The sequence below is a fragment of the Methylobacterium sp. genome, assembly GCF_019750675.1.
Classification (GTDB): domain Bacteria; phylum Pseudomonadota; class Alphaproteobacteria; order Rhizobiales; family Beijerinckiaceae; genus Methylobacterium.
On the sequence record NZ_JAIEOF010000098.1, the window covers coordinates 1 to 18,150 of the forward strand.

General features: G+C 70.2%; 17 protein-coding genes and 2 pseudogenes. 11 read left to right on the forward strand and 8 right to left on the reverse strand.

All coding sequences use genetic code 11. The annotated features are described in order from the left end of the window. Positions 1-474: pseudogene (locus K2X24_RS04920) on the forward strand (glycolate oxidase subunit GlcE); the annotation flags it as partial. A gap of 182 nt (positions 475-656) precedes the next feature. Continuing rightward, positions 657-2,039 (forward strand): heterodisulfide reductase-related iron-sulfur binding cluster, encoded by a 1,383-nt coding sequence (locus K2X24_RS04925; protein ID WP_292495254.1) that lies wholly within the window; start codon positions 657-659, stop codon positions 2,037-2,039. A gap of 8 nt (positions 2,040-2,047) precedes the next feature. Here the strand turns inward: K2X24_RS04925 and K2X24_RS04930 are convergent, their stop codons facing one another. Then, positions 2,048-3,019: an MBL fold metallo-hydrolase gene (locus K2X24_RS04930; protein WP_292495256.1), complete on the reverse strand. Its 972-nt coding sequence runs from the start codon at positions 3,017-3,019 to the stop codon at positions 2,048-2,050. A gap of 88 nt (positions 3,020-3,107) precedes the next feature. On the opposite strand from K2X24_RS04930, the gene K2X24_RS04935 reads away from it, so the two are divergent. Continuing rightward, on the forward strand, positions 3,108-3,947 hold the full coding sequence (locus tag K2X24_RS04935) for an AraC family transcriptional regulator (RefSeq protein WP_292495258.1): 840 nt from the start codon (positions 3,108-3,110) through the stop codon (positions 3,945-3,947). Here K2X24_RS04935 and K2X24_RS04940 read toward each other — a convergent pair. From K2X24_RS04940 to fumC, 3 genes are read right to left on the reverse strand one after another with little or no spacing between them, the layout of a single operon-like run. Next, positions 3,897-4,115 carry a ribbon-helix-helix domain-containing protein gene (locus tag K2X24_RS04940; protein WP_292495260.1) on the reverse strand — a complete coding sequence of 73 codons (219 nt, stop codon included), beginning with the start codon at positions 4,113-4,115 and terminating at the stop codon, positions 3,897-3,899. The two genes, K2X24_RS04935 and K2X24_RS04940, sit on opposite strands and share 51 nt — an antisense overlap. Positions 4,116-4,170: 55 nt before the next feature. Then, positions 4,171-4,362: a DUF4169 family protein gene (locus K2X24_RS04945; protein ID WP_292495262.1), complete on the reverse strand. Its 192-nt coding sequence runs from the start codon at positions 4,360-4,362 to the stop codon at positions 4,171-4,173. Positions 4,363-4,376: 14 nt separating this feature from the next. After that, complete coding sequence (gene fumC / locus K2X24_RS04950; protein WP_292495263.1) at positions 4,377-5,789, reverse strand: class II fumarate hydratase; 1,413 nt, start codon at positions 5,787-5,789, stop codon at positions 4,377-4,379. 141 nt (positions 5,790-5,930) lie between these two features. Here fumC and K2X24_RS04955 point away from each other — a divergent pair, with 141 nt between their 5' ends. After that, complete coding sequence (locus tag K2X24_RS04955; RefSeq protein ID WP_292495264.1) at positions 5,931-7,346, forward strand: cytochrome P450; 1,416 nt, start codon at positions 5,931-5,933, stop codon at positions 7,344-7,346. Between the two features lie 40 nt (positions 7,347-7,386). Here K2X24_RS04955 and K2X24_RS04960 read toward each other — a convergent pair whose 3' ends face one another. Further along, positions 7,387-8,061 carry a ClpXP protease specificity-enhancing factor SspB gene (locus tag K2X24_RS04960; RefSeq protein ID WP_292495265.1) on the reverse strand — a complete coding sequence of 225 codons (675 nt, stop codon included), beginning with the start codon at positions 8,059-8,061 and terminating at the stop codon, positions 7,387-7,389. A 462-nt stretch (positions 8,062-8,523) separates the two neighbouring features. Here K2X24_RS04960 and K2X24_RS04965 point away from each other — a divergent pair, with 462 nt between their 5' ends. The 6 genes from K2X24_RS04965 to K2X24_RS04990 all read left to right on the forward strand — a co-directional run bounded on the left by K2X24_RS04965 (position 8,524) and on the right by K2X24_RS04990 (position 14,748). Continuing rightward, positions 8,524-9,315 (forward strand): CPBP family intramembrane glutamic endopeptidase, encoded by a 792-nt coding sequence (locus K2X24_RS04965; RefSeq protein ID WP_292495267.1) that lies wholly within the window; start codon positions 8,524-8,526, stop codon positions 9,313-9,315. A gap of 90 nt (positions 9,316-9,405) precedes the next feature. Beyond that, positions 9,406-10,200 carry a thymidylate synthase gene (locus tag K2X24_RS04970; RefSeq protein ID WP_292495269.1) on the forward strand — a complete coding sequence of 265 codons (795 nt, stop codon included), beginning with the start codon at positions 9,406-9,408 and terminating at the stop codon, positions 10,198-10,200. Further along, positions 10,200-10,697: a dihydrofolate reductase gene (locus K2X24_RS04975; protein WP_292495271.1), complete on the forward strand. Its 498-nt coding sequence runs from the start codon at positions 10,200-10,202 to the stop codon at positions 10,695-10,697. The genes K2X24_RS04970 and K2X24_RS04975 overlap by 1 nt, the downstream gene beginning before the upstream one ends. A gap of 255 nt (positions 10,698-10,952) precedes the next feature. Next, complete coding sequence (gene hflK, locus K2X24_RS04980; protein ID WP_292495273.1) at positions 10,953-12,119, forward strand: FtsH protease activity modulator HflK; 1,167 nt, start codon at positions 10,953-10,955, stop codon at positions 12,117-12,119. After that, positions 12,116-13,084, forward strand: coding sequence for a protease modulator HflC (locus K2X24_RS04985; RefSeq protein WP_292495275.1), 969 nt, complete (start codon positions 12,116-12,118; stop codon positions 13,082-13,084). The genes hflK and K2X24_RS04985 overlap by 4 nt, the downstream gene beginning before the upstream one ends. 125 nt (positions 13,085-13,209) lie before the next feature. Further along, complete coding sequence (locus K2X24_RS04990) at positions 13,210-14,748, forward strand: DegQ family serine endoprotease (protein ID WP_292495277.1); 1,539 nt, start codon at positions 13,210-13,212, stop codon at positions 14,746-14,748. A gap of 156 nt (positions 14,749-14,904) precedes the next feature. Here K2X24_RS04990 and serB read toward each other — a convergent pair whose 3' ends face one another. After that, positions 14,905-15,801, reverse strand: coding sequence for a phosphoserine phosphatase SerB (gene serB / locus K2X24_RS04995; protein WP_292495279.1), 897 nt, complete (start codon positions 15,799-15,801; stop codon positions 14,905-14,907). Between the two features lie 31 nt (positions 15,802-15,832). On the opposite strand from serB, the gene miaA reads away from it, so the two are divergent. Then, on the forward strand, positions 15,833-16,783 hold the full coding sequence (gene miaA / locus K2X24_RS05000; RefSeq protein WP_292495281.1) for a tRNA (adenosine(37)-N6)-dimethylallyltransferase MiaA: 951 nt from the start codon (positions 15,833-15,835) through the stop codon (positions 16,781-16,783). On the opposite strand, the gene K2X24_RS05005 is transcribed toward miaA, so the two are convergent. Both K2X24_RS05005 and K2X24_RS05010 read right to left on the reverse strand, forming a co-directional pair. Beyond that, the gene (locus K2X24_RS05005; protein WP_292495283.1) at positions 16,761-17,627 is read right to left on the reverse strand and encodes an NAD(P)-dependent oxidoreductase; all 867 of its coding nucleotides are present in this window, start codon (positions 17,625-17,627) and stop codon (positions 16,761-16,763) included. The genes miaA and K2X24_RS05005 overlap by 23 nt on opposite strands. A gap of 76 nt (positions 17,628-17,703) precedes the next feature. Beyond that, positions 17,704-18,150 (reverse strand): annotated as a pseudogene (locus tag K2X24_RS05010) (GTP 3',8-cyclase MoaA); the annotation flags it as partial.

Genomic DNA, 18,150 nt, shown 5'->3' on the forward strand with positions numbered 1-18,150 from the left:
TCGATCGACTACCGCCTCGGGGAACTGCGCCGCCTGCTCAAGCGCTTCGGCCAGCCCGAGATCGTCGAGGGCGAGGTCGGGACCGTGCTCTGGGCACGCATCCGCGACGCGGTCGCCTTCGCCGAGCCCCGCGATTCCGCGATCTGGCGCATCTCCACCGCGCCGACCCGCGGCCCCGCCGTGACCGCCGCGATCGGCGCCCGGCGCGACGCCCGCTGGTTCTACGACTGGGGCGGCGGCCTGATCTGGCTCGCGACGGATGCGTCCGGCGATGCCGGCGCGGAGATCATCCGGACGGCCGTGCGGGCGGAGGGCGGCCACGCCACGCTGGTACGCGCGCCCGACGCCGTCCGCGCCGCCGTGCCGGTGTTCGAACCGCTCTCCGAGCCGCTGATGCGGATCACCACCGGCATCAAGGCGGCCCACGATCCGAAGGGCCTTTTCAACCCCGGCCGGATGTATGCCGGCGTCTGAACCGGGACCCGTCCGGGCGCTGCGGGACAAGGCCGCGCCGACGACGCTGTTCGGAGCGATTCCAAGGCTCGGCAACGGCTGCAAGACGCTCTAGACTGAGGGTTCAAGAACGACGATGCCGCCACGGGCCCGCCGCGAGCCGGGCCCGATGGACGGCGCGAGGGTGGACCCGAGGACACGCCGTGCAGACCAATTTCAGCCTGACGCAGCTCGCCGATCCGGCCATGGCGGCGTCCGAGAAGATTCTGCGGACCTGTGTCCATTGCGGCTTCTGTACCGCGACCTGTCCGACCTACCTGCTCCTCGGCGATGAACTCGATTCCCCGCGCGGACGCATCTACCTGATCAAGGACATGCTCGAGGGCGGAAAGCCGGCGGTGCCGGAGGTGGTCAAGCATGTCGACCGTTGCCTCTCGTGCCTGTCCTGCATGACGACCTGTCCGTCGGGTGTGCATTACATGCACCTCGTCGACCATGCCCGGGCGCATATCGAGGAAACCTATCGGCGTCCCTTGAGCGACCGGTTGCTCCGCAGCGTGCTGGCCTTCGTGCTGCCCTATCCGAACCGCTTCCGCCTCGCCCTCCTTGGGGCGAAGCTCGGCGCCCCGTTCCGGCCGCTGGTGGCGCGCCTGCCGCGGGTCGGCAATCGTCTCGCGGCCATGCTCGACCTCGCCCCGGCCCAGTTGCCGAACCGCAACCCGACCGATCGGCCCGGCACCTTCATGCCCGAGACGCGCGCCCTGGAAGCGAGCGCAGCCTTGCATGGCGAAGCCGCGCCCGCCCGGACCGGCCGGGTCGCGCTGCTGCGCGGCTGCGCGCAGAGCGTCCTGCGCCCCGACTTCAACGAGGCGGCGATCCGAGTCCTGACCCGGCACGGGGTCGAGGTGGTGCAGGCGAAGGGGGAGGGGTGTTGCGGCGCGCTCACCCATCACATGGGCAAGGCGGACGCGTCGCACGCCCAGGCGCAGCGGACCATCGACGCCTGGATCGCCGAGATGGACGGCGCCGGCCTCGACGCGATTCTCGTCACCGCCTCGGGCTGCGGCACGACGATCAAGGATTACGGCTTCATGTTCCGCGAAGACCCGGCCTATGCGGAAAAAGCGAAGCGCGTCTCGGCCATCGCCAAGGACGTCACCGAGTACGTGGCCACCATCGGCCTGATGCCGCCGATCGTCGAGACCGACCTCGTCGTCGCCTACCACTCGGCCTGCTCGATGCAGCACGGCCAGGGCATCCGTACCGAGCCGAAAAACCTCCTGAAGACGGCTGGCTTCACCGTGAAAGACGTGCCCGAGGGCCACATCTGCTGCGGCTCGGCCGGCACCTACAACATCCTCCAGCCCGAGATCGCCAACCGCCTGCGCGACCGCAAGGTGGCCAACATCGAGCGGATGCGCCCCGACGTCATCGCCACCGGCAATATCGGCTGCGCCACCCAGATCGGGAAGGGCACGGCGATCCCGATCGTCCACACCGTGGAATTGCTCGACTGGGCGACCGGCGGACCGAAGCCAACGGCCCTGGAGGGGCTGCCCGAGCGAACGCTGCTGGCGGCGGAATAGGCCGCGCCTCAGCGCCGGAGCGGGTCAGCCACCGGGAGCCAGCGGTACCCGGCGCCGTCGCGGACGACGTGGCCGAGGGACGGAAAGGCGGTGTGATAGCCGGCGACCAGGATGCGGTCGGTGGCGGCCATGTCGTAGATCGTCCGCCGGGTCGCGGCGCCGGCCGCCTTGTCCATGTCGAACAGGGCGTGCCAGTCGGGCCGGGCCAGGGAGGCGACCTCGTGGTGGGCGCAGTCACCCCAGACCAGCATGCGCTGGCCCTCGCTCTCCACGTTGAAGGCGAGGTGGCCCGGCGTGTGGCCGAAAGCCGCCACCGCATCGATGCCCGGGACCACGGTCTGGCCGGGCGTCACGAAGCGGATGCGGTCGGCGAGGGGAAGCAGGTGGCTGCGGAAGATGCGGGCCGACTTGAATTCGTTGCCGTCCGGCGCGCCCGCGAGACGGTCGTCGCTCCGCCAGAAGGCGAATTCCCGTTCCCCCAGCACGTACCCGGCTCTGGGGAAGAGCGGCCGTCCGTCCTCCAGAAGCCCACCGATATGGTCGGTGTGACAGTGGGTCAGCACCACGAGGTCGATCGCGTCCGGTGACAGGCCCGCCTGCCGCACAAGGCGCGCCAATTGTCCACCGGCCGGACGGGGGACGAAGCCGACCTCGCCGTTGCCGCTGTCGAACAGGACGGTTTGGCGGCCGGTCCGGACGAGGATCGGCGTGAAACCGGGCTCGAAGCGGTCCGGCGGGCGCCCGTTCTCCCGCATCAGGGCCTCGACCTCCGCTCTCGGGCGATCCTCGCCGACGATCGGCCAGGGCCCGTCGATGGCGACGTCGGCGTCGCGGAACGTGGTGACGGTGAAGGCGCCGAGGCGGATCTGGTGCAGCCCGGCGGACAGCGGCGGCGAGGGCAGGGCAGCCAGCGCGGCCTTCGGCGAGACGAGGCCGGCGGCCAGGGTCGCGGCGAGATGACGGCGGGTGAGTTCGGTCATCGCTGGGTGTTTCCCGAGAAGCCCGGTTCCGTCAGGATGCTGGCGGGACCGGTTGCCAGCGGTCTATCGCGGCGGGAGGACGCTCGGCTTGAACGAACGTGCTGCGCCGGCCGGCGCGTCGCCCGGCCCGATCTGGCATGTGGCGGGGGGACACACGCTCTTCGCCGGCCCACTCACCTACAATGCCAGCCATCAGCACGGCGCCCCGGTCTATCTCGCGGGGCTCTACGGCACCTTCCGCATCCGCTTCCGACCGGGGGACTGGGTCACCTGCCGCACGGCTTTCGTCCCGGCCGGGATGCCGCACGAACTCAGCTGTGGCGGCGATCCCCTCGGCGTCCTCTACCGTGAGCCCGATGCCGGAGCACGCGCCCTCGCGGGGCTGATGGGCCAGGCTGAGCCGGTCGGCAGCGCCCTCGTGGGTCGGAGCGGGGAGGTCGGCGCCTTGCGCGCGCTGTTCGAGCGGCGCGACGCCTGCGACTGGGCCGGCGCGGCCATCGCCGACCTCTCCGAGTTCGCAGGCCGGCGGATCGATCCGCCGGTCGATCCCCGGATCGCGAAGATCCTCGTCGACCTGCGCGCCCGGCCGGACGCTCGAATGAGCGCGGAACGCCTCGCCACGGCCGCGTCCCTGTCATCCTCGCGGATGCAGCACCTGTTCAGCGCGGCGATGGGCGTCCCGTTCCGGCGCTATCGGGGCTGGCTGCGCATGCGCCGCGCCATCGAGGCCGTCGTGCGGGGCGCCAACTTCACCCGGGCCGCGCACGAAGCGGCGTTCGCCGACCAGGCGCATTTCGCCAACGCGTTCCGCCGGACCTTCGGCGCGCCGGCCTCCTACAGCCTGCTGGACATCCGCCGCCCGACGAACGCGCGGCCGTCAGGCCTGCGCGCGCACGCTCGCCAGCACGAACACCCGGATGGCGGATGAGAGGTTCTGACCCTCCCGCCCGGCATCGATGACGCCGATCAGGGCCTGGACGGACTGGCCGCGCGCCGCCGCGATCGCCCGCAGCGCCTCCCAGAACGGGTCCTCCAGGGACACGCTGGTTCGGTGGCCGGCGATCATCACGGAGCGCTTGGTGACGCCGGTTGTCATCGCCGATCCCAACCCTCCCCCCACTGCGGGGGAGGGTCACGCGTCGCGTCCCCCATCACCCCTCTGAATCCGGCCCGACCAGCTTGTGGCCCTCGTGGCGCGAGACCTCGATCGCCTTCTTGGCCTCGGCCAGGGTCCTGGCCTTCTTCGGGCGGCCGAAGGCGATGCGGTTGTCCGCCGCCTTCTGTTCCTTCTCGACCCGCGCCCGGTCCTTGCGGGCCTGGCGCAGGTTGATGATCTCCGCCATGCCGTTCGGCTCCCTCATTCGGCGCTGGGCGCCAGCATCGTCTCGGGGCGCACCACGCGCTCGAACTCCTCGGCCGTGACGTAGCCGAGGCGCAGGGCCTCCTCCTTGAGGGTGGTGCCGTTCTTGTGCGCGGTCTTGGCGATCTCGGCGGCCTTGTCGTAGCCGATCGAGGGCGCGAGCGCGGTCACCAGCATGAGCGAGCGGCTCATCAGGTCGGCGATCTTGTCCTCGTTGGCCTTGATGCCGACGACGCAGTTGTCGGTGAAGCTCACCGCCGCGTCCGCGATCAGGCGGATCGACTGCAGCACCGCGTTGGCGATGACGGGCTTGAACACGTTCAGCTCGAAATTGCCCTGGCTGCCGGCGAGACTCACGGTGGTGCCGTTGCCGATCACCTGGGCGCAGACCATCGTCAGGGCCTCGCACTGGGTCGGGTTGACCTTGCCGGGCATGATCGAAGAGCCGGGCTCGTTCTCCGGCAGCGAGAGTTCGCCGAGGCCCGAGCGCGGGCCTGAGCCGAGGAAACGGATGTCCTGGGCGATCTTGAACAGGCCCGAGGCCAGGGCGGTCAGGGACCCTTGCGTGAACACCAGGGCGTCGTGGGTCGCCAGCGCCTCGAACTTGTTGACGGCCGAGGTGAAGGGCAGGCCCGTCAACTCCGCGACCTTGGCGGCGAATTTTTCCGCGAACTCGGGATGCGCGTTGAGGCCGGTGCCCACCGCCGTGCCGCCCTGGGCGAGCGCCAGCACGCCCGGCAGCGTCGCCTTCACGCGCTCGGTTCCGAGCGCCACCTGGGCGACGTAGCCGGAAAATTCCTGGCCGAGCGAGACCGGGGTCGCGTCCTGCAGGTGGGTGCGGCCGATCTTGACGATGGAGGCGAAGGACTCGGATTTCGCCTGGAGCGCGTCGTGCAGGTGCTTCAGGGCCGGCAGCAGACGGTCGTTGATCTCGCGCGAGACCGCGATGTGCATCGCGGTCGGGAACACGTCGTTGGAGGACTGGCCGCGATTGACGTGGTCGTTGGGGTGGACCGGCGACTTGCCGCCGCGCTTACCACCCAGCAACTCGTTGGCGAGGCTGGCGATCACCTCGTTCGCATTCATGTTCGACTGGGTGCCGGAGCCGGTCTGCCAGACCACCAGGGGAAATTCCTGGTCGTGCTCGCCGGAGACCACCTCGGCCGCGGAAGCCGCGACGGCCTGGGCCACCTTCGGGTCGAGGGCGCCGAGGTCCTGGTTCACCAGGGCGGCGGCCTGCTTGACCATGCCGAGGGCGTGGACGAGGGGCGCCGGCATCCGCTCCGTGCCGATCTTGAAGTTCTGGATCGAGCGCTGCGTCTGCGCGCCCCAGTAGCGATGCGCCGGAACCTCGATCGGGCCGAAGGTGTCGGACTCGGTGCGGGTGGCGGGCGTCTCGGTGGGCGACATCGTGGCCTCTTCGTCTGGCTAAAGCGGACCCTACTTAAACTGCACGCATTCAAACCGCGATGGCGCATCCTCAGCGGGCCGTGTGCCCGGCGCTGAATTGTCATGCCTTATCAGCCCTCATCGGGCCCGGAGTTGTCCTCGATGTCGCGTGCCGCCCTCGTCGAACCCGCCGCGCCCGTGCGCTTCCGGCCGGTGGTCCCGAAGCCCCTGCGCGAGCAGCCGGGACTGTTCGGGTTCCTCAGAGCAGCGCGCGCCAATCCGCTCACGACCTGGCTCGACGTGCATTTCGAGAAGCCGGTGGTGGCCGCCGATGGGGCGCTTGGCCGCGTCACCGTGGTGAGCGATCCCGCCCTGATCCGTTACCTCTACGTCGAGAACGCCGCCAACTACCGCAAGGACGACCTGCAGCGGCGCGTCCTCGCCCCTGGACTTGGAAACGGCCTGCTCACCGCCGAGGGCGAGGAGTGGAAGCTGCAGCGCCGGACGCTCGCGCCGATCTTCTCGGCCCGGCACGTGCTCGGCTTCAACGTGGCCATGAACGCCGCCGGCGCCCGTATGGCGCGCCGGCTGGCACGCCGCGAGGGGGCCAGCATCGACGTCGCCCTGGAGATGACCCGCGTCACCCTCGACGTGCTGGAACGGACGATCTTCACGCAAGGGCTCGCCAGCGATCCCGACGCGCTGGGGCGCGCCATCACGCGCTTCCTCGAATCGGTCGGGCCGATCGATCCCCTCGACGTGTTCGGCCTGCCGGGCTTCATCCCGCGCATCGGCCGCCTGCGGGCGCGGCCGGCGATCCGGTTCTTCGCCGAGGTGGTGGACGAACTCATCGCGCGCCGCCGCGCCCTGATCGAACGCGACGCCGCCCCGAGCGACCTCCTCACCCTGCTCCTGAAGGCACAGGATCCCGAAACGGGGCAGGGCCTCACCGATCTCGAGGTGAAGGCCAACATCGTCACCTTCATCGCCGCCGGCCACGAGACCACCGCCAACGCGCTCACCTGGGCGCTCTACTGCCTGTCGCAGGACCCGGCGGCCCGTGCCCGGGTGGAGGCGGAGGTCGATGCCGTTCCGCCGGGCGTCGATTTCGACGCCGACGCGCTGCCCTACACGAAAGCGGTGATGGAGGAGACCATGCGCCTCTTCCCGCCGGTGCCGTTCCTAAGTCGGCAGGCCATCGCCGAGGACCGGATCGGCCGCATCAAGATCCCCAAGGGCTCCCTGGTGATGGTGGCGCCCTACGTGCTCCACCGCCACAAGACTCTCTGGCAGGAGCCCGAGGCCTTCATGCCCGAGCGCTTCCTGCCCGAGGCCAGGGCCGATATCCCGCGCTTCGCCTACCTGCCGTTCGGGGCCGGGCCGCGCGTCTGCATCGGACAGAGCTTCTCGCTTCAGGAGGCGGTGGTGGTGCTCGCGCACATCACGCGCGCCGCCCGCTTCACCCTGGCGGAGGACCACGCCCCGGTGATGCCGCTGCACCGGGTGACGCTCCGGCCCGAGCACGGGCTTCACATGACGGTGAGGCCGCGCGGCGAGGCGAAGGGCCTCGCTGACTGACGAGCGATGCGCGGCGTGGAAGTGGTCCGGTCGTGCCGCGTCAGCTCTTCTTGCGGAACGCATCCAGGCTGACGACCTCGGCGCCGCTTTCCTGGCCGTCCTCCGGCTTCTTCGCCGGCGGGACCTTGGGATCGGTGCCGTCGCTGGCCTTCGCCTCCGGCTTTGCATCGGTCTTGGCGACCGGGGCCGTGGGGGACGTGCCGGGGATCAGCTTCGGCACGGACGGGGTTCCGATGGTCGCCAGACCCGTTCCCTTCGGCTTCATCTCGGTCGGCTCGGACGCGGCACCCCGCGGCGCGGTCTTTCCGGCCGCTGCGCCGTCCTCGTCCGCATCCGCCGTGGAGACATCCTCCGCGCTCTCGCTGAGGTCGAACTTCAGGCCGAACTGGACCGATGGGTCGAAGAAGCCCGTCAGCGCGTCGAACGGAACCAGCAGGCGCTCCGGCACGCCCGAGAAGGACAGCCCGACCTCGAAGGTGTGCTCGGTGACGCCGAGATCCCAGAACTGATGCTGGAGGACGATCGTCATGTCCTGCGGGTACTTTTCCCGCAGGCGCTGCGACATGCGCACGCCCGGCGCCTCCGTGCGGAACGAGACGTAGAAGTGATGCTCCCCCGCCAGGCCCTCCCGGGCCGCGTCGGTCAGCACCTTGCGCACCACGCCGCGCAGGGCATCCTGCACCAGGAGATCGTAGCGGATCAGATCGTCTGCCATCTGCGGTCGCTTATGCCCGGTCCCTGCCCGCCGTCGCGCGCCGTGATGGCGCCCCGGGTCGGATGAAAATCGACTGGAGGCGGCCGTGACCCGGCGCTCCCAGAACTATGCCGTGCGCGGGCCCCGGGCCCGCAGGACTTGCCTTGCGCGCCCATCGTCCCGGATTCAAGCCGGAATCGCTGGCCCGCCCTCCGATGGCACGTCCGGAGCTTCCGTCAAAACGCCGAGCCTGTCGAGCCTCGGGGCCTTGCGTCCAAAAGCCCGTGGTTCGGAGCGCCGCCGCCGGATACCGTCCTGGTCTCGGAGTGGGGCCACGGCACGGAAACGCGCCCCGGTTCCGGACCCTTACCGGGGACACCGGCCAACGGTGCGAACATACAGGGAGAGGCCGCTCATTTGAAGCCCGATGATGGTGCGGCGGTGCCTGCCGAGGTGGCGCCTTCGCACGATGCGCCTCGGCCCGTGCCCTCACCGCGAAGCGCGGGGCTGCGGTCGGCCCTCGGGCTGGCGGCCGGCCTGGCGGGCCTCGCCTTCTGGGGCTTCCTCGCCCTCGCGCTCGCGAGCCTCCTCGCCCTCGTCATCGTTCGCGTCGGCGCCGATTGGCTCGACGGCTTGGGAAGCTGGACGACGGCCCGGCCGCGCCTGCAGCCGCGCCAGCTCGCCATGCGGGAACTCGCCATCGACGTGATCCGCCAGGCCCTCCTGGCGATCCTGGTGGTCGCGGCGGTTCGCTGGCGCGCGGGGCCGGATTGGCGTCGCGCCCTGGCGCTGACGCGCCCCGCCCCAGGAGCCGCGCCTGCGCCCGGGCTCACGCCGCACCGCCTCGCGCTGCTCATGCTGGTCTGGCCCCTCATTCACATCACCTGGGTCACCGGCACCGCCGAGTTCCTAAATATGCCGATCCGGCGGCACACCTCCCTGGCACCGGGGCTTACCACGGGGGCGGCCGCACTCTGGCTCGCCTACGTGCTGATCCTGGCGCCGATCGCGGAGGAGTTGCTCGTGCGCGGCGCCCTCTACGAGCGGGCGCGCCGCTTCCTGTCGCCCGGCGCGGCGATCGCGGCCACCGGCCTGCTCTTCGCGGCCGCGCACCTGACGCCGGCCGGGATCGCCCGGCCGCTCTCGCTGATCCCGCTCGCCCTGGTGCTGGGCTGGGTGCGCTGGCGCAGCGGACGGCTCTGGCCCGGAATCCTGCTCCATGCCTGGAGCAACCTCGCGATGATCGCCTACGTGCTCTGGCCCGCAGACGGCTGAAGACCGTACGAACGTGTTGACGCCCACCGCGCGTGGCCTCGCCACCTCGCGCCCGCCGCGCTATTCCAGGGCTTCCGCCCGGGAGCCGCGATGCACGCCTATCACCAGCTTCTCGAACGCATTCTGCGGGAGGGGGTCCGCAAGGGCGACCGCACCGGCACCGGCACGCTCTCGGTCTTCGGGCACCAGATGCGCTTCGACCTGGCGGAGGGCTTTCCCCTCGTCACCACGAAGCAGCTGCACCTGCGCTCGATCATCCACGAGCTGCTCTGGTTCCTCACCGGCGACACCAATGTGCGCGCGCTCCAGGCGAACGGCGTCACCATCTGGGACGAGTGGGCCGATGCGAACGGCGATCTCGGCCCCGTCTACGGGAAGCAGTGGCGCTCCTGGGCTAAGCCCGACGGCGGCAGCGTCGACCAGATCGCCTGGGTGCTGGACGAGATTCGTCGCAACCCGGATTCCCGGCGCCTGATCGTCTCGGCCTGGAACCCGGCCGACCTCGACCGGATGGCCCTGGCGCCCTGCCACTGCCTGTTCCAGTTCTACGTGGCCGAGGGGCGGCTCTCCTGCCAGCTCTACCAGCGCTCGGCGGACGTCTTCCTCGGCGTCCCGTTCAACATCGCGAGCTACGCCCTCCTCACCGCGATGATGGCGCAGGTGACCGGGCTCAAGCCCGGCGACTTCGTCCACACGCTGGGCGACGCCCACCTCTACGTGAACCATCTCGACCAGGCTCGGCTCCAGCTGACGCGGGAGCATCGGCCGCTGCCCCGCCTCGTGCTCGACCCCGGCGTGACCTCGTTGTTCGACTTCCGCTTTGCGGATATCGCGGTGGAAGGCTACGCCCCCCATCCGGCGATCCGCGCCCCGGTGGCCGTCTGATGCCGGCCGCCTGCGTCACCATCATCGCGGCGGTCGCCCGCAACGGCGTCATCGGCCGTGACAACGACCTGATCTGGCGCCTGCGCAGCGATCTGCGTCGGTTCAAGGCCCTGACCATGGGCAAGCCCCTGCTGATGGGACGCAAGACCTTCCAGTCGATCGGGCGGCCCCTGCCGGGCCGGCGTACCATCGTGCTGACCCGAGACCCCGCCTTCGCGGTGTCCGGCGTCGCCGTCGCGCATGACTGGCCGGGGGCGCTCGCCGCTGCCGAGGGCGCCGAGGAACTCATGGTGGCGGGCGGGGGCGAGATCTATGCGCTGGCCCTGCCGCAGGCCGAGCGCCTGCACCTCACCGAAGTCGACCTCGCTCCGGAGGGGGACACCGTGTTCCCGCCGTTTGACCGGGCCCGCTACCGCGAGACGCATCGCGAAGCGCATCCGCCCGGCGAGCACGATGCCTGTGCCTTCAGCTTTGTCGACCTCGAGCGACGGGACTGAGGCCGTAAACCATCGGGCGCGACCCATTGTGCAAAGGGTTCCCGCCCGGTTGTCTTTCAGTCTGCCGATGCCCAAGTGGCAATCTTGACAGGATTGCGCGCGCCCACACAGGTGCAAGGGTCCGGTCGCGACGGGATCGAGACTCTTGTCCGCGCAGGAGAGATCCGGCCCGCCCTCTCGAGGGGTGGGACCGGGCGGCGCGGGTGGGCTTCGTGTGCGGCGAAGACGCTGCGGGAACAGGAGAGATCGGCGAGCATGCCTTGGAGCAATCAGAGCGGCGGCGGTAGCGGCAACGGGGGAGGGCCCTGGGGCCGAGGCGGCGGCGGCAATGGCGGTGGCCCCTGGGGCGGCGGCGGTGGCGGTGGCGGCAAGACGCCGCCCGATCTGGAGGATTTGCTCCGGCGCAGCCAGGACCGTCTCCGTGGCGTGATCCCCGGCGGCTCGATGGGCGGCGGTCGCGGCATCCTCATCGCGGGCGGCCTCGTGGTCGCCGGATGGCTCCTCACCGGTTTCTACACCGTGGCGCCGCAGCAGGTCGGCATCGAGACGATCTTCGGGCGCTACACCAGCACCACCGGCCAGGGCCTGAATTACAACTTCCCCGCGCCCATCGGCGCCGTGACCAAGCCCAATGTCGGCCAGGTCAACAGCGTCCAGATCGGCTATCGCGCGGGTATCGGCTCCCAGAGCCGCAACGCCGACAAGCCCGAGGAGAGCCTGATGCTCACGGGCGACGAGAACATCGTGGACCTCGACTTCGAGGTGCAGTGGCGCATCAATCCCCTGAAGGCGTCCGATTTCGTCTTCAACCTCGAGAACCCCGAAGGCACCATCAAGGCCATCGCCGAGAGCGCGATGCGCGAAGTCGTGGGCCGCCGCAACATCCAGCCGATCCTGACCAACGAGCAGTCGAGCGTCGCGCAGGAGGTCCGCGAGATCACCCAGAAGGCGCTCGACGAGTACGGCGCCGGCGTGCGCATCGAGCTCGTGCAGCTCGTCAGCGTGCAGCCGCCGCCGGAGGTGCGTCCGTCCTTCTTCGACGTGAACGCCGCCCAGCAGGATGCCGAGCGTGCCAAGAACGACGCCCGCACCTACGAGAGCAGCGTGGTTCCGCAGGCTCGCGGCCGGGCGCAGCAGATCGTCCAGTCCGCCGAGGCCTTCAAGACGCAGGCCACCGCCGAGGCGACCGGTCAGGCCGCCCGCTTCACCCAGGTCTACGATTCCTACAAAATCGCGCCGGTCATCAGCCGCGAGCGCATCTTCCTCGAAACGATGGAGCGGGTCCTGGGCTCGGTCAACAAGGTGATCATCGATCAGAACGGGTCCGGCACGGGTGCGGGCGCAAGCGCCGCCGGCGTGCTGCCGGTGCTGCCGCTGGCCGAGTTCGGCGCCCGCAACGCAGCCGGTGGAGCCGCCCGATGAACAACCAAGCGCTCCGGACCGGCCTCATGATCGCGGCCGCCGCCGTGGTCGTCGGCCTCTACGCCTCGGTCTTCACCGTCGGGCAGATGCAGCAGGCCCTGGTGCTCCGCTTCGGCGGCGTCCGCGCCGTTCTGAACCAGACCGGCACCGACAAGCCCGGCCTATACTTCAAGATCCCGTTCTTCGAGAACGTCGTGCTGTTCGATAAGCGGGTGCTCGACCTCGACCTGCCGGTTCAGACCCTGCTGACCACCGACCGCCAGAACCTCGAGGTCGACGCCTTCGCGCGCTACCGGATCACCGATCCGCTGCGCTTCTACCAGTCGGCCAACAACGTGGCTCGCGCCAACACCCTGCTGGCGAGCTTCACCAACTCGGCCCTGCGCAACCTGCTCGCCCGTTCGACCCGCGACGCCATCGTGCGGACCCAGCGCGCCGAGCTGATGAACCAGATCCAGGCCGACGTGAACCGGCAGGCGAAGGAGCTCGGCGTCGAGATCGTCGACCTGCGCATGACCCGCGTCGACCTGCCGGCTCAGAACAGCACGGCGGTCTACAACCGGATGAAGACGGAGCGTCAGCGCGAGGCGGCCGATATCCGCGCCAACGGCGAGCAGGCCGCGGTGACGATCCGGGCCAAGGCCGACCGCGACGTGACGGTGCTGATCTCGGAAGCCACCCAGACCGCCGAGACCCTGCGCGGTCAGGGCGACGCCGACAAGAACCGCATCCTGGCGGAAGCCTACGGCAAGGACGCGGACTTCTTCAGCTTCTACCGCTCCATGCAGGCCTACGAGACCGGCCTGAAGGGCTCCGATACGCGGCTCGTGATCAGCCCCTCGTCGGACTTCTTCCGGTACTTCAGCGATCCTCAGGGCCGCCAGCCCGGTACCCCGGCCGCCCGTGTCCCCGCACGTAGCCCGGCCGAGCCCGGCACTACCGGGTCGACCGACGGAGCCCGCTGACGACCGGCGCCCGCAGGAGCGGGCCCCATGACGCACCGGCGGCGGACCCTGGTTCGCCGCCGGACTCTTGATCGGCGCGGCACGCGGACGATCTAAGGGCATCGTTGCACCACGAGAGGTCGAACATGGTTCCCGTTGCGAGCGCCGTCCGGGCGCCACGATCCCGAGCGCTCCGTCACAGCCTGTGCTCCGCGCTCGCGGCCGTCACCTTGGTCACCTCCGTCGCCGTGACCGGCCTGCCGACTGCCGCCTACGCCAAGGGCCCGGAATCGCTCGCCGACCTCGCCGATCAGGTGACGGACGCGGTGGTGAACATCTCGGCTTCGACCACCGTCGAGGCCCGCCCGAACACGCGTTCGGGACCGCAATTGCCGCCCGGCACGCCGTTCGAGGACCTCTTCGAGGAGTTCTTCAACAAGCGCGGCCAGCGCGGCGGCGGCGGTGACCGCAGCGAAACCGAGCGTCCGCGTTCGCCGCGGAAGTCGAACTCCCTGGGTTCCGGCTTCATCATCGACGCCTCCGGCATCGTGGTGACGAACAACCACGTCATCGGCGACGCCAACGACATCCAGGTCATCCTGCACAACGGCACCAAGCTGAAGGCCGAGATCATCGGCAAGGATGCCAAGATCGACCTCGCGGTGCTGCGGGTGAAGCCCGAGGCGGGCAAGCCGCTGAAGGCCGTCCCGTTCGGCGATTCCGAGAAGATGCGTCCGGGTGACTGGGTCATCGCCATCGGCAACCCCTTCGGCCTCGGCGGCTCGGTCTCGGCCGGCATCGTCTCGGCGCGGGGCCGCAACATCGAGTCTGGCCCTTACGACAACTACATCCAGACGGATGCGGCCATCAACAAGGGCAATTCCGGCGGCCCGCTGTTCAACATGAACGGCGAGGTCATCGGCATCAACACGGCGATCCTGTCGCCCACAGGCGGCTCGGTCGGCATCGGCTTCGCGGTGCCGTCGAACAACGCGTCCCAGGTCATCGAACAGCTGCGCGAATTCGGCGAGGTCCGCCGCGGCTGGCTCGGCGTGCGCATCCAGAACGTCGACGAGACCACGGCCGAAGCCCTCGACATGAAGGACGGGGTCAAGGGCGCGCTCGTCGCCGGCGTCGACGAGAAGGGCCCGGCCAAGGCGGCCGGCCTCGAGATCGGCGACGTCATCGTCAAGTTCAACGGCACGGCGGTGAAGTCGTCCAGCGACCTGCCGCGCATCGTCGCCTCGACCCCGGTCGGCAAGACGGTGGACGTTCTCGTCATCCGCAAGGGCGCCGAGACCACGAAGTCCGTCACCCTCGGCCGGCTGGAAGACACCGAGAAGCCGACTCTGGCCAGCGTCAAGCAGCCCGAGCCCGAGAGCGCGGTGCGCCAGGTTTTGGGTCTCAACCTCTCGGGTATCACCGACGAGGCGCGCAAGCGCTACAGCCTCAAGGACGGCCTGAAGGGCGTCCTCGTCACCCGCGTCGACCCCAACTCCACGGCGGCCGACAAGCAGATCAAGCCCGGCGAGGTCATCGTCGAGGTCGGGCAGGAGGCGGTGAGCGCTCCGGCCGACGTCAGCAAGCGGATCGATCAGTTGAAGAAGGACGGTCGCAAGTCCGTCCTGCTTCTGGTGGCCAGCGCTTCGGGCGACGTCCGTTTCGTGGCCCTCGGGATCGACTGATCCTGTCGGTGAATGTGAAGATCCGAAGCCGCCGCCCGAAAGGGCGGCGGCTTTGTTTTGGGGGGTGGGGGCGCATTCCCTCTCGCCGCCTGCGGGGAAGGAGGAATGCAGATGCGATCGGGCGCGACCGTCCTCCTCAGGTGGCGAAGACCCCGCTCAGCCCACGAATTCGGCCGAGGCATAACCCTGCAGGTAGAGCAGGGCCGTCAGGTCGCCGTGGTCGATCCGCACCTGTGCGGCCGCCGCCACCTTCGGCTTGGCCCGGAAGGCGACGCCGAGGCCGGCCTCGCCGAGCATGTCGAGGTCGTTGGCGCCGTCCCCCACCGCCAGGGTGTCGGTGGAATCGAGGCCGAAGCGGCTGCGCAGGGCGATCAGGGTCGCGCGCTTGGTCTCCTTGTCGACGATCGGCTCGATGACCTCGCCGGTGAGGTGGCCGTCGCGGACCCCGAGCGTGGTCGCGTGGGCCTCGTCGAAGCCGATCCGGGCTGAGACCGGGCCGGTGAACAAGGTGAAGCCCCCCGAGATCAGGCAGGTATGGGTGCCGTGCGCCTTGATGGTCCGCACCAGGGTGCGTCCGCCTGGCGTCAGGGTGATGCGCTCGGCGATGAGCGCGTCGATCTTGTCGACGGGCACGTCGCGCAGCAGGGCGACCCGCTCGCGCAGGGCTGGCCCGAAGGCGATCTCCCCCCGCATCGCCCGCTCGGTGATGGCGGCGACGTGGTCCTTCAGGCCGATCGTGTCGGCGAGTTCGTCGATGCATTCCTGCTCGATCATGGTCGAGTCCATGTCGGCCAGGAACAGGCGCTTGCGCCGGTGCGGACCGGCGCTCAGCACCGCGACGTCGATCGGCTCGGAGGCCAGCGCCGCGCGCAGGCGGCGGGCGAGGGCCGGCGCGTCGGCTTCGGCACCCGGCACCAGCACCTCGGCAGCGACCTCCCCGTGCAGGATGCGGGGCTGGTGCTCCGTGCGCATCACCGCGCGGGCCTCGGCCAGGACCGCATCGGTGATGGCGGGGCGGCTCTCGTTTGCTATCAGGATCGCGACGAGGGTCATCCGGGAGCTTTCCACGCCAGTGCCGCCGGTCATGCAACGCACGCACGCGCCCACCCTGCCGGCGGGCATTCTCATCGCAGGGCCGACCGCCTCCGGCAAGTCGGGCCTCGCGCTGGCGCTCGCGCGCGAATTCGGGGGAGCGGTCATCAACACCGACTCGATGCAGGTCTATGCCGACCTGCGCCGGCTCTCCGCCCGGCCGAGCGTGACCGAGGAGGAACAGGCGCCCCACCACCTCTACGGCCATGTCGACGGCGCGGTGAACTACTCGGCCGGGCACTTCGCCCGCGAGGCCGCGCCGCTGATCGCGCGCTTGCGCGATGCGGGGCAGCTGCCGATCTTCGTCGGCGGCACCGGCCTGTACTTCCGGGCGCTGGAGGAGGGCCTGTCCGAGTTGCCGCAGGTGCCGGACGCGATTCGGTCGGCCCTGCGGGCGCGGGCCGAAGCACGGGCGACGGAGGATCTCCACGCCGAACTGCGTGAAGTCGACCCGGTCGGGGCGGAGACCCTACGCCCCAGCGACCGGGCGCGAGTGATGCGCGCCCTCGAGGTGTTCGCGGCGACCGGACGGTCGATCTCGGATTTCCACGGTGCGCGCACGCCCGGGCCGCTCGCGGGCCTGCCGCTTCTGAAGCTGTTCCTGGCCCCCGAGCGCGAGGCCCTGCGCCGGGCCATCGACGCCCGGTTCGAGGCGATGATCGCGCAAGGGGCACTCGGCGAGGTCGAGGCCCTGCGCGACCGGCGCCTCGACCCGCTGCTGCCGATCATGCGCGCCCACGGCGTGCCGGGCCTGATCGCCCATCTCGACGGAACGCTCACCCGGGCGGAGGCGATCCGGCGCGGGCAGGGCGACACGCGGCGCTACGCCAAGCGCCAGTTCACCTGGTTCCGACACCAGATGGGGCCGGACTGGCTCTGGACGCCGCCCGAGGGTGCCCTCGGGCAGGCCCGGGCGGCGCTCACTTCTCCAGTCGAGCGATGAGGGACGAGGTGTCCCAGCGGCTGCCGCCCATGCCCTGCACGTCGGCGTAGAACTGGTCGACGAGGGCGGTGACGGGCAACTGGGCGCCGTTGCGCCGGGCCTCGGCCAGCAGAATGCCGAGGTCCTTGCGCATCCAGTCCACGGCGAAGCCGAAGTCGAACTTGGCCGCGTTCATGGTCTTGCCCCGGTTCTCCATCTGCCAGGAACCGGCAGCGCCCTTGGAGATCACCTCCAGCACGGCCTCGACGTCGAGGTTGGCGCGCTTGGCGAAGTGCACCGCCTCGGACAGGCCCTGGACGAGGCCCGCGATGGCGATCTGGTTGACCATCTTGGTGAGCTGGCCGGAGCCGGCCGGGCCCATCAGGCGGCTGGCGCGGGCAAAGCACAGGATGGCGGGCTCGACCTTCGCGTAGGTCTCGGCCTCGCCGCCGCACATCACGGTGAGCGCCGCGTTCTCGGCGCCGGCCTGTCCACCCGAGACGGGGGCGTCGATGAAGCCAAGGCCGGCGACCTGGGCGGCGTCGGCGAGTTCGCGGGCGACCTCGGCCGAGGCGGTGGTGTGGTCGACGAAGATCGCGCCCTGGTCCATGCCCGCGAAGGCGCCGTCCGCGCCGAGGGTGACGCTGCGCAGATCCTCGTCGTTGCCGACGCAGGCGAAGACGATGGCCTGGCCCTTGGCGGCCTCGCGCGGGGTCGCGGCGAAGGCCCCGCCATGCGCGGCGACCCAGGCTTCCGCCTTGGCGGTGGTGCGGTTGTAGACGGTGACCTCGTGGCTCTTGGCGGCGAGGTGGCGGGCCATCGGGCCGCCCATTACGCCGAGGCCCAGAAACGCGACCTTCGCCATCATCATCTCCGCTCGTATCCTGAATACGAACGGGGTCTAGGAGCGATACTGGCGAGGGTCAAACGCTGGCGGAGGTTTATCCGCCGGTGACGCTCATGTGGCGCGGCACGGCGGCGGGGCGGGCCCGCTCGATGACGAAGTCGTGGCCCTTGGGCTTGCGCGCGATGGCGTCGATCACCGCCTGGGTCACGAGGGCGTCGTCGGGGGAGGCGCGCAGGGCGGCGCGGAGATCCGCGGCGTCCTCCTGGCCGAGGCACATGTAGAGCTTGCCGGTGCAGGTCAGACGCACCCGGTTGCAGCTCTCGCAAAAATTATGGGTGAGCGGCGTGATGAAGCCGAGGCGCCCGCCGGTCTCGGCAATGCGCACGTAGCGCGCCGGTCCGCCGGTGCGGTCGGGCAGGGGGGTCATGGTGTAGCGCTGCTCCAACCGGGCGCGGGCCACCGAGAGGGGCAGGAACTGGTCGGTGCGGTCGCCCTCGATCTCGCCGAGCGGCATGACCTCGATCAGCGTCATGTCCATGCC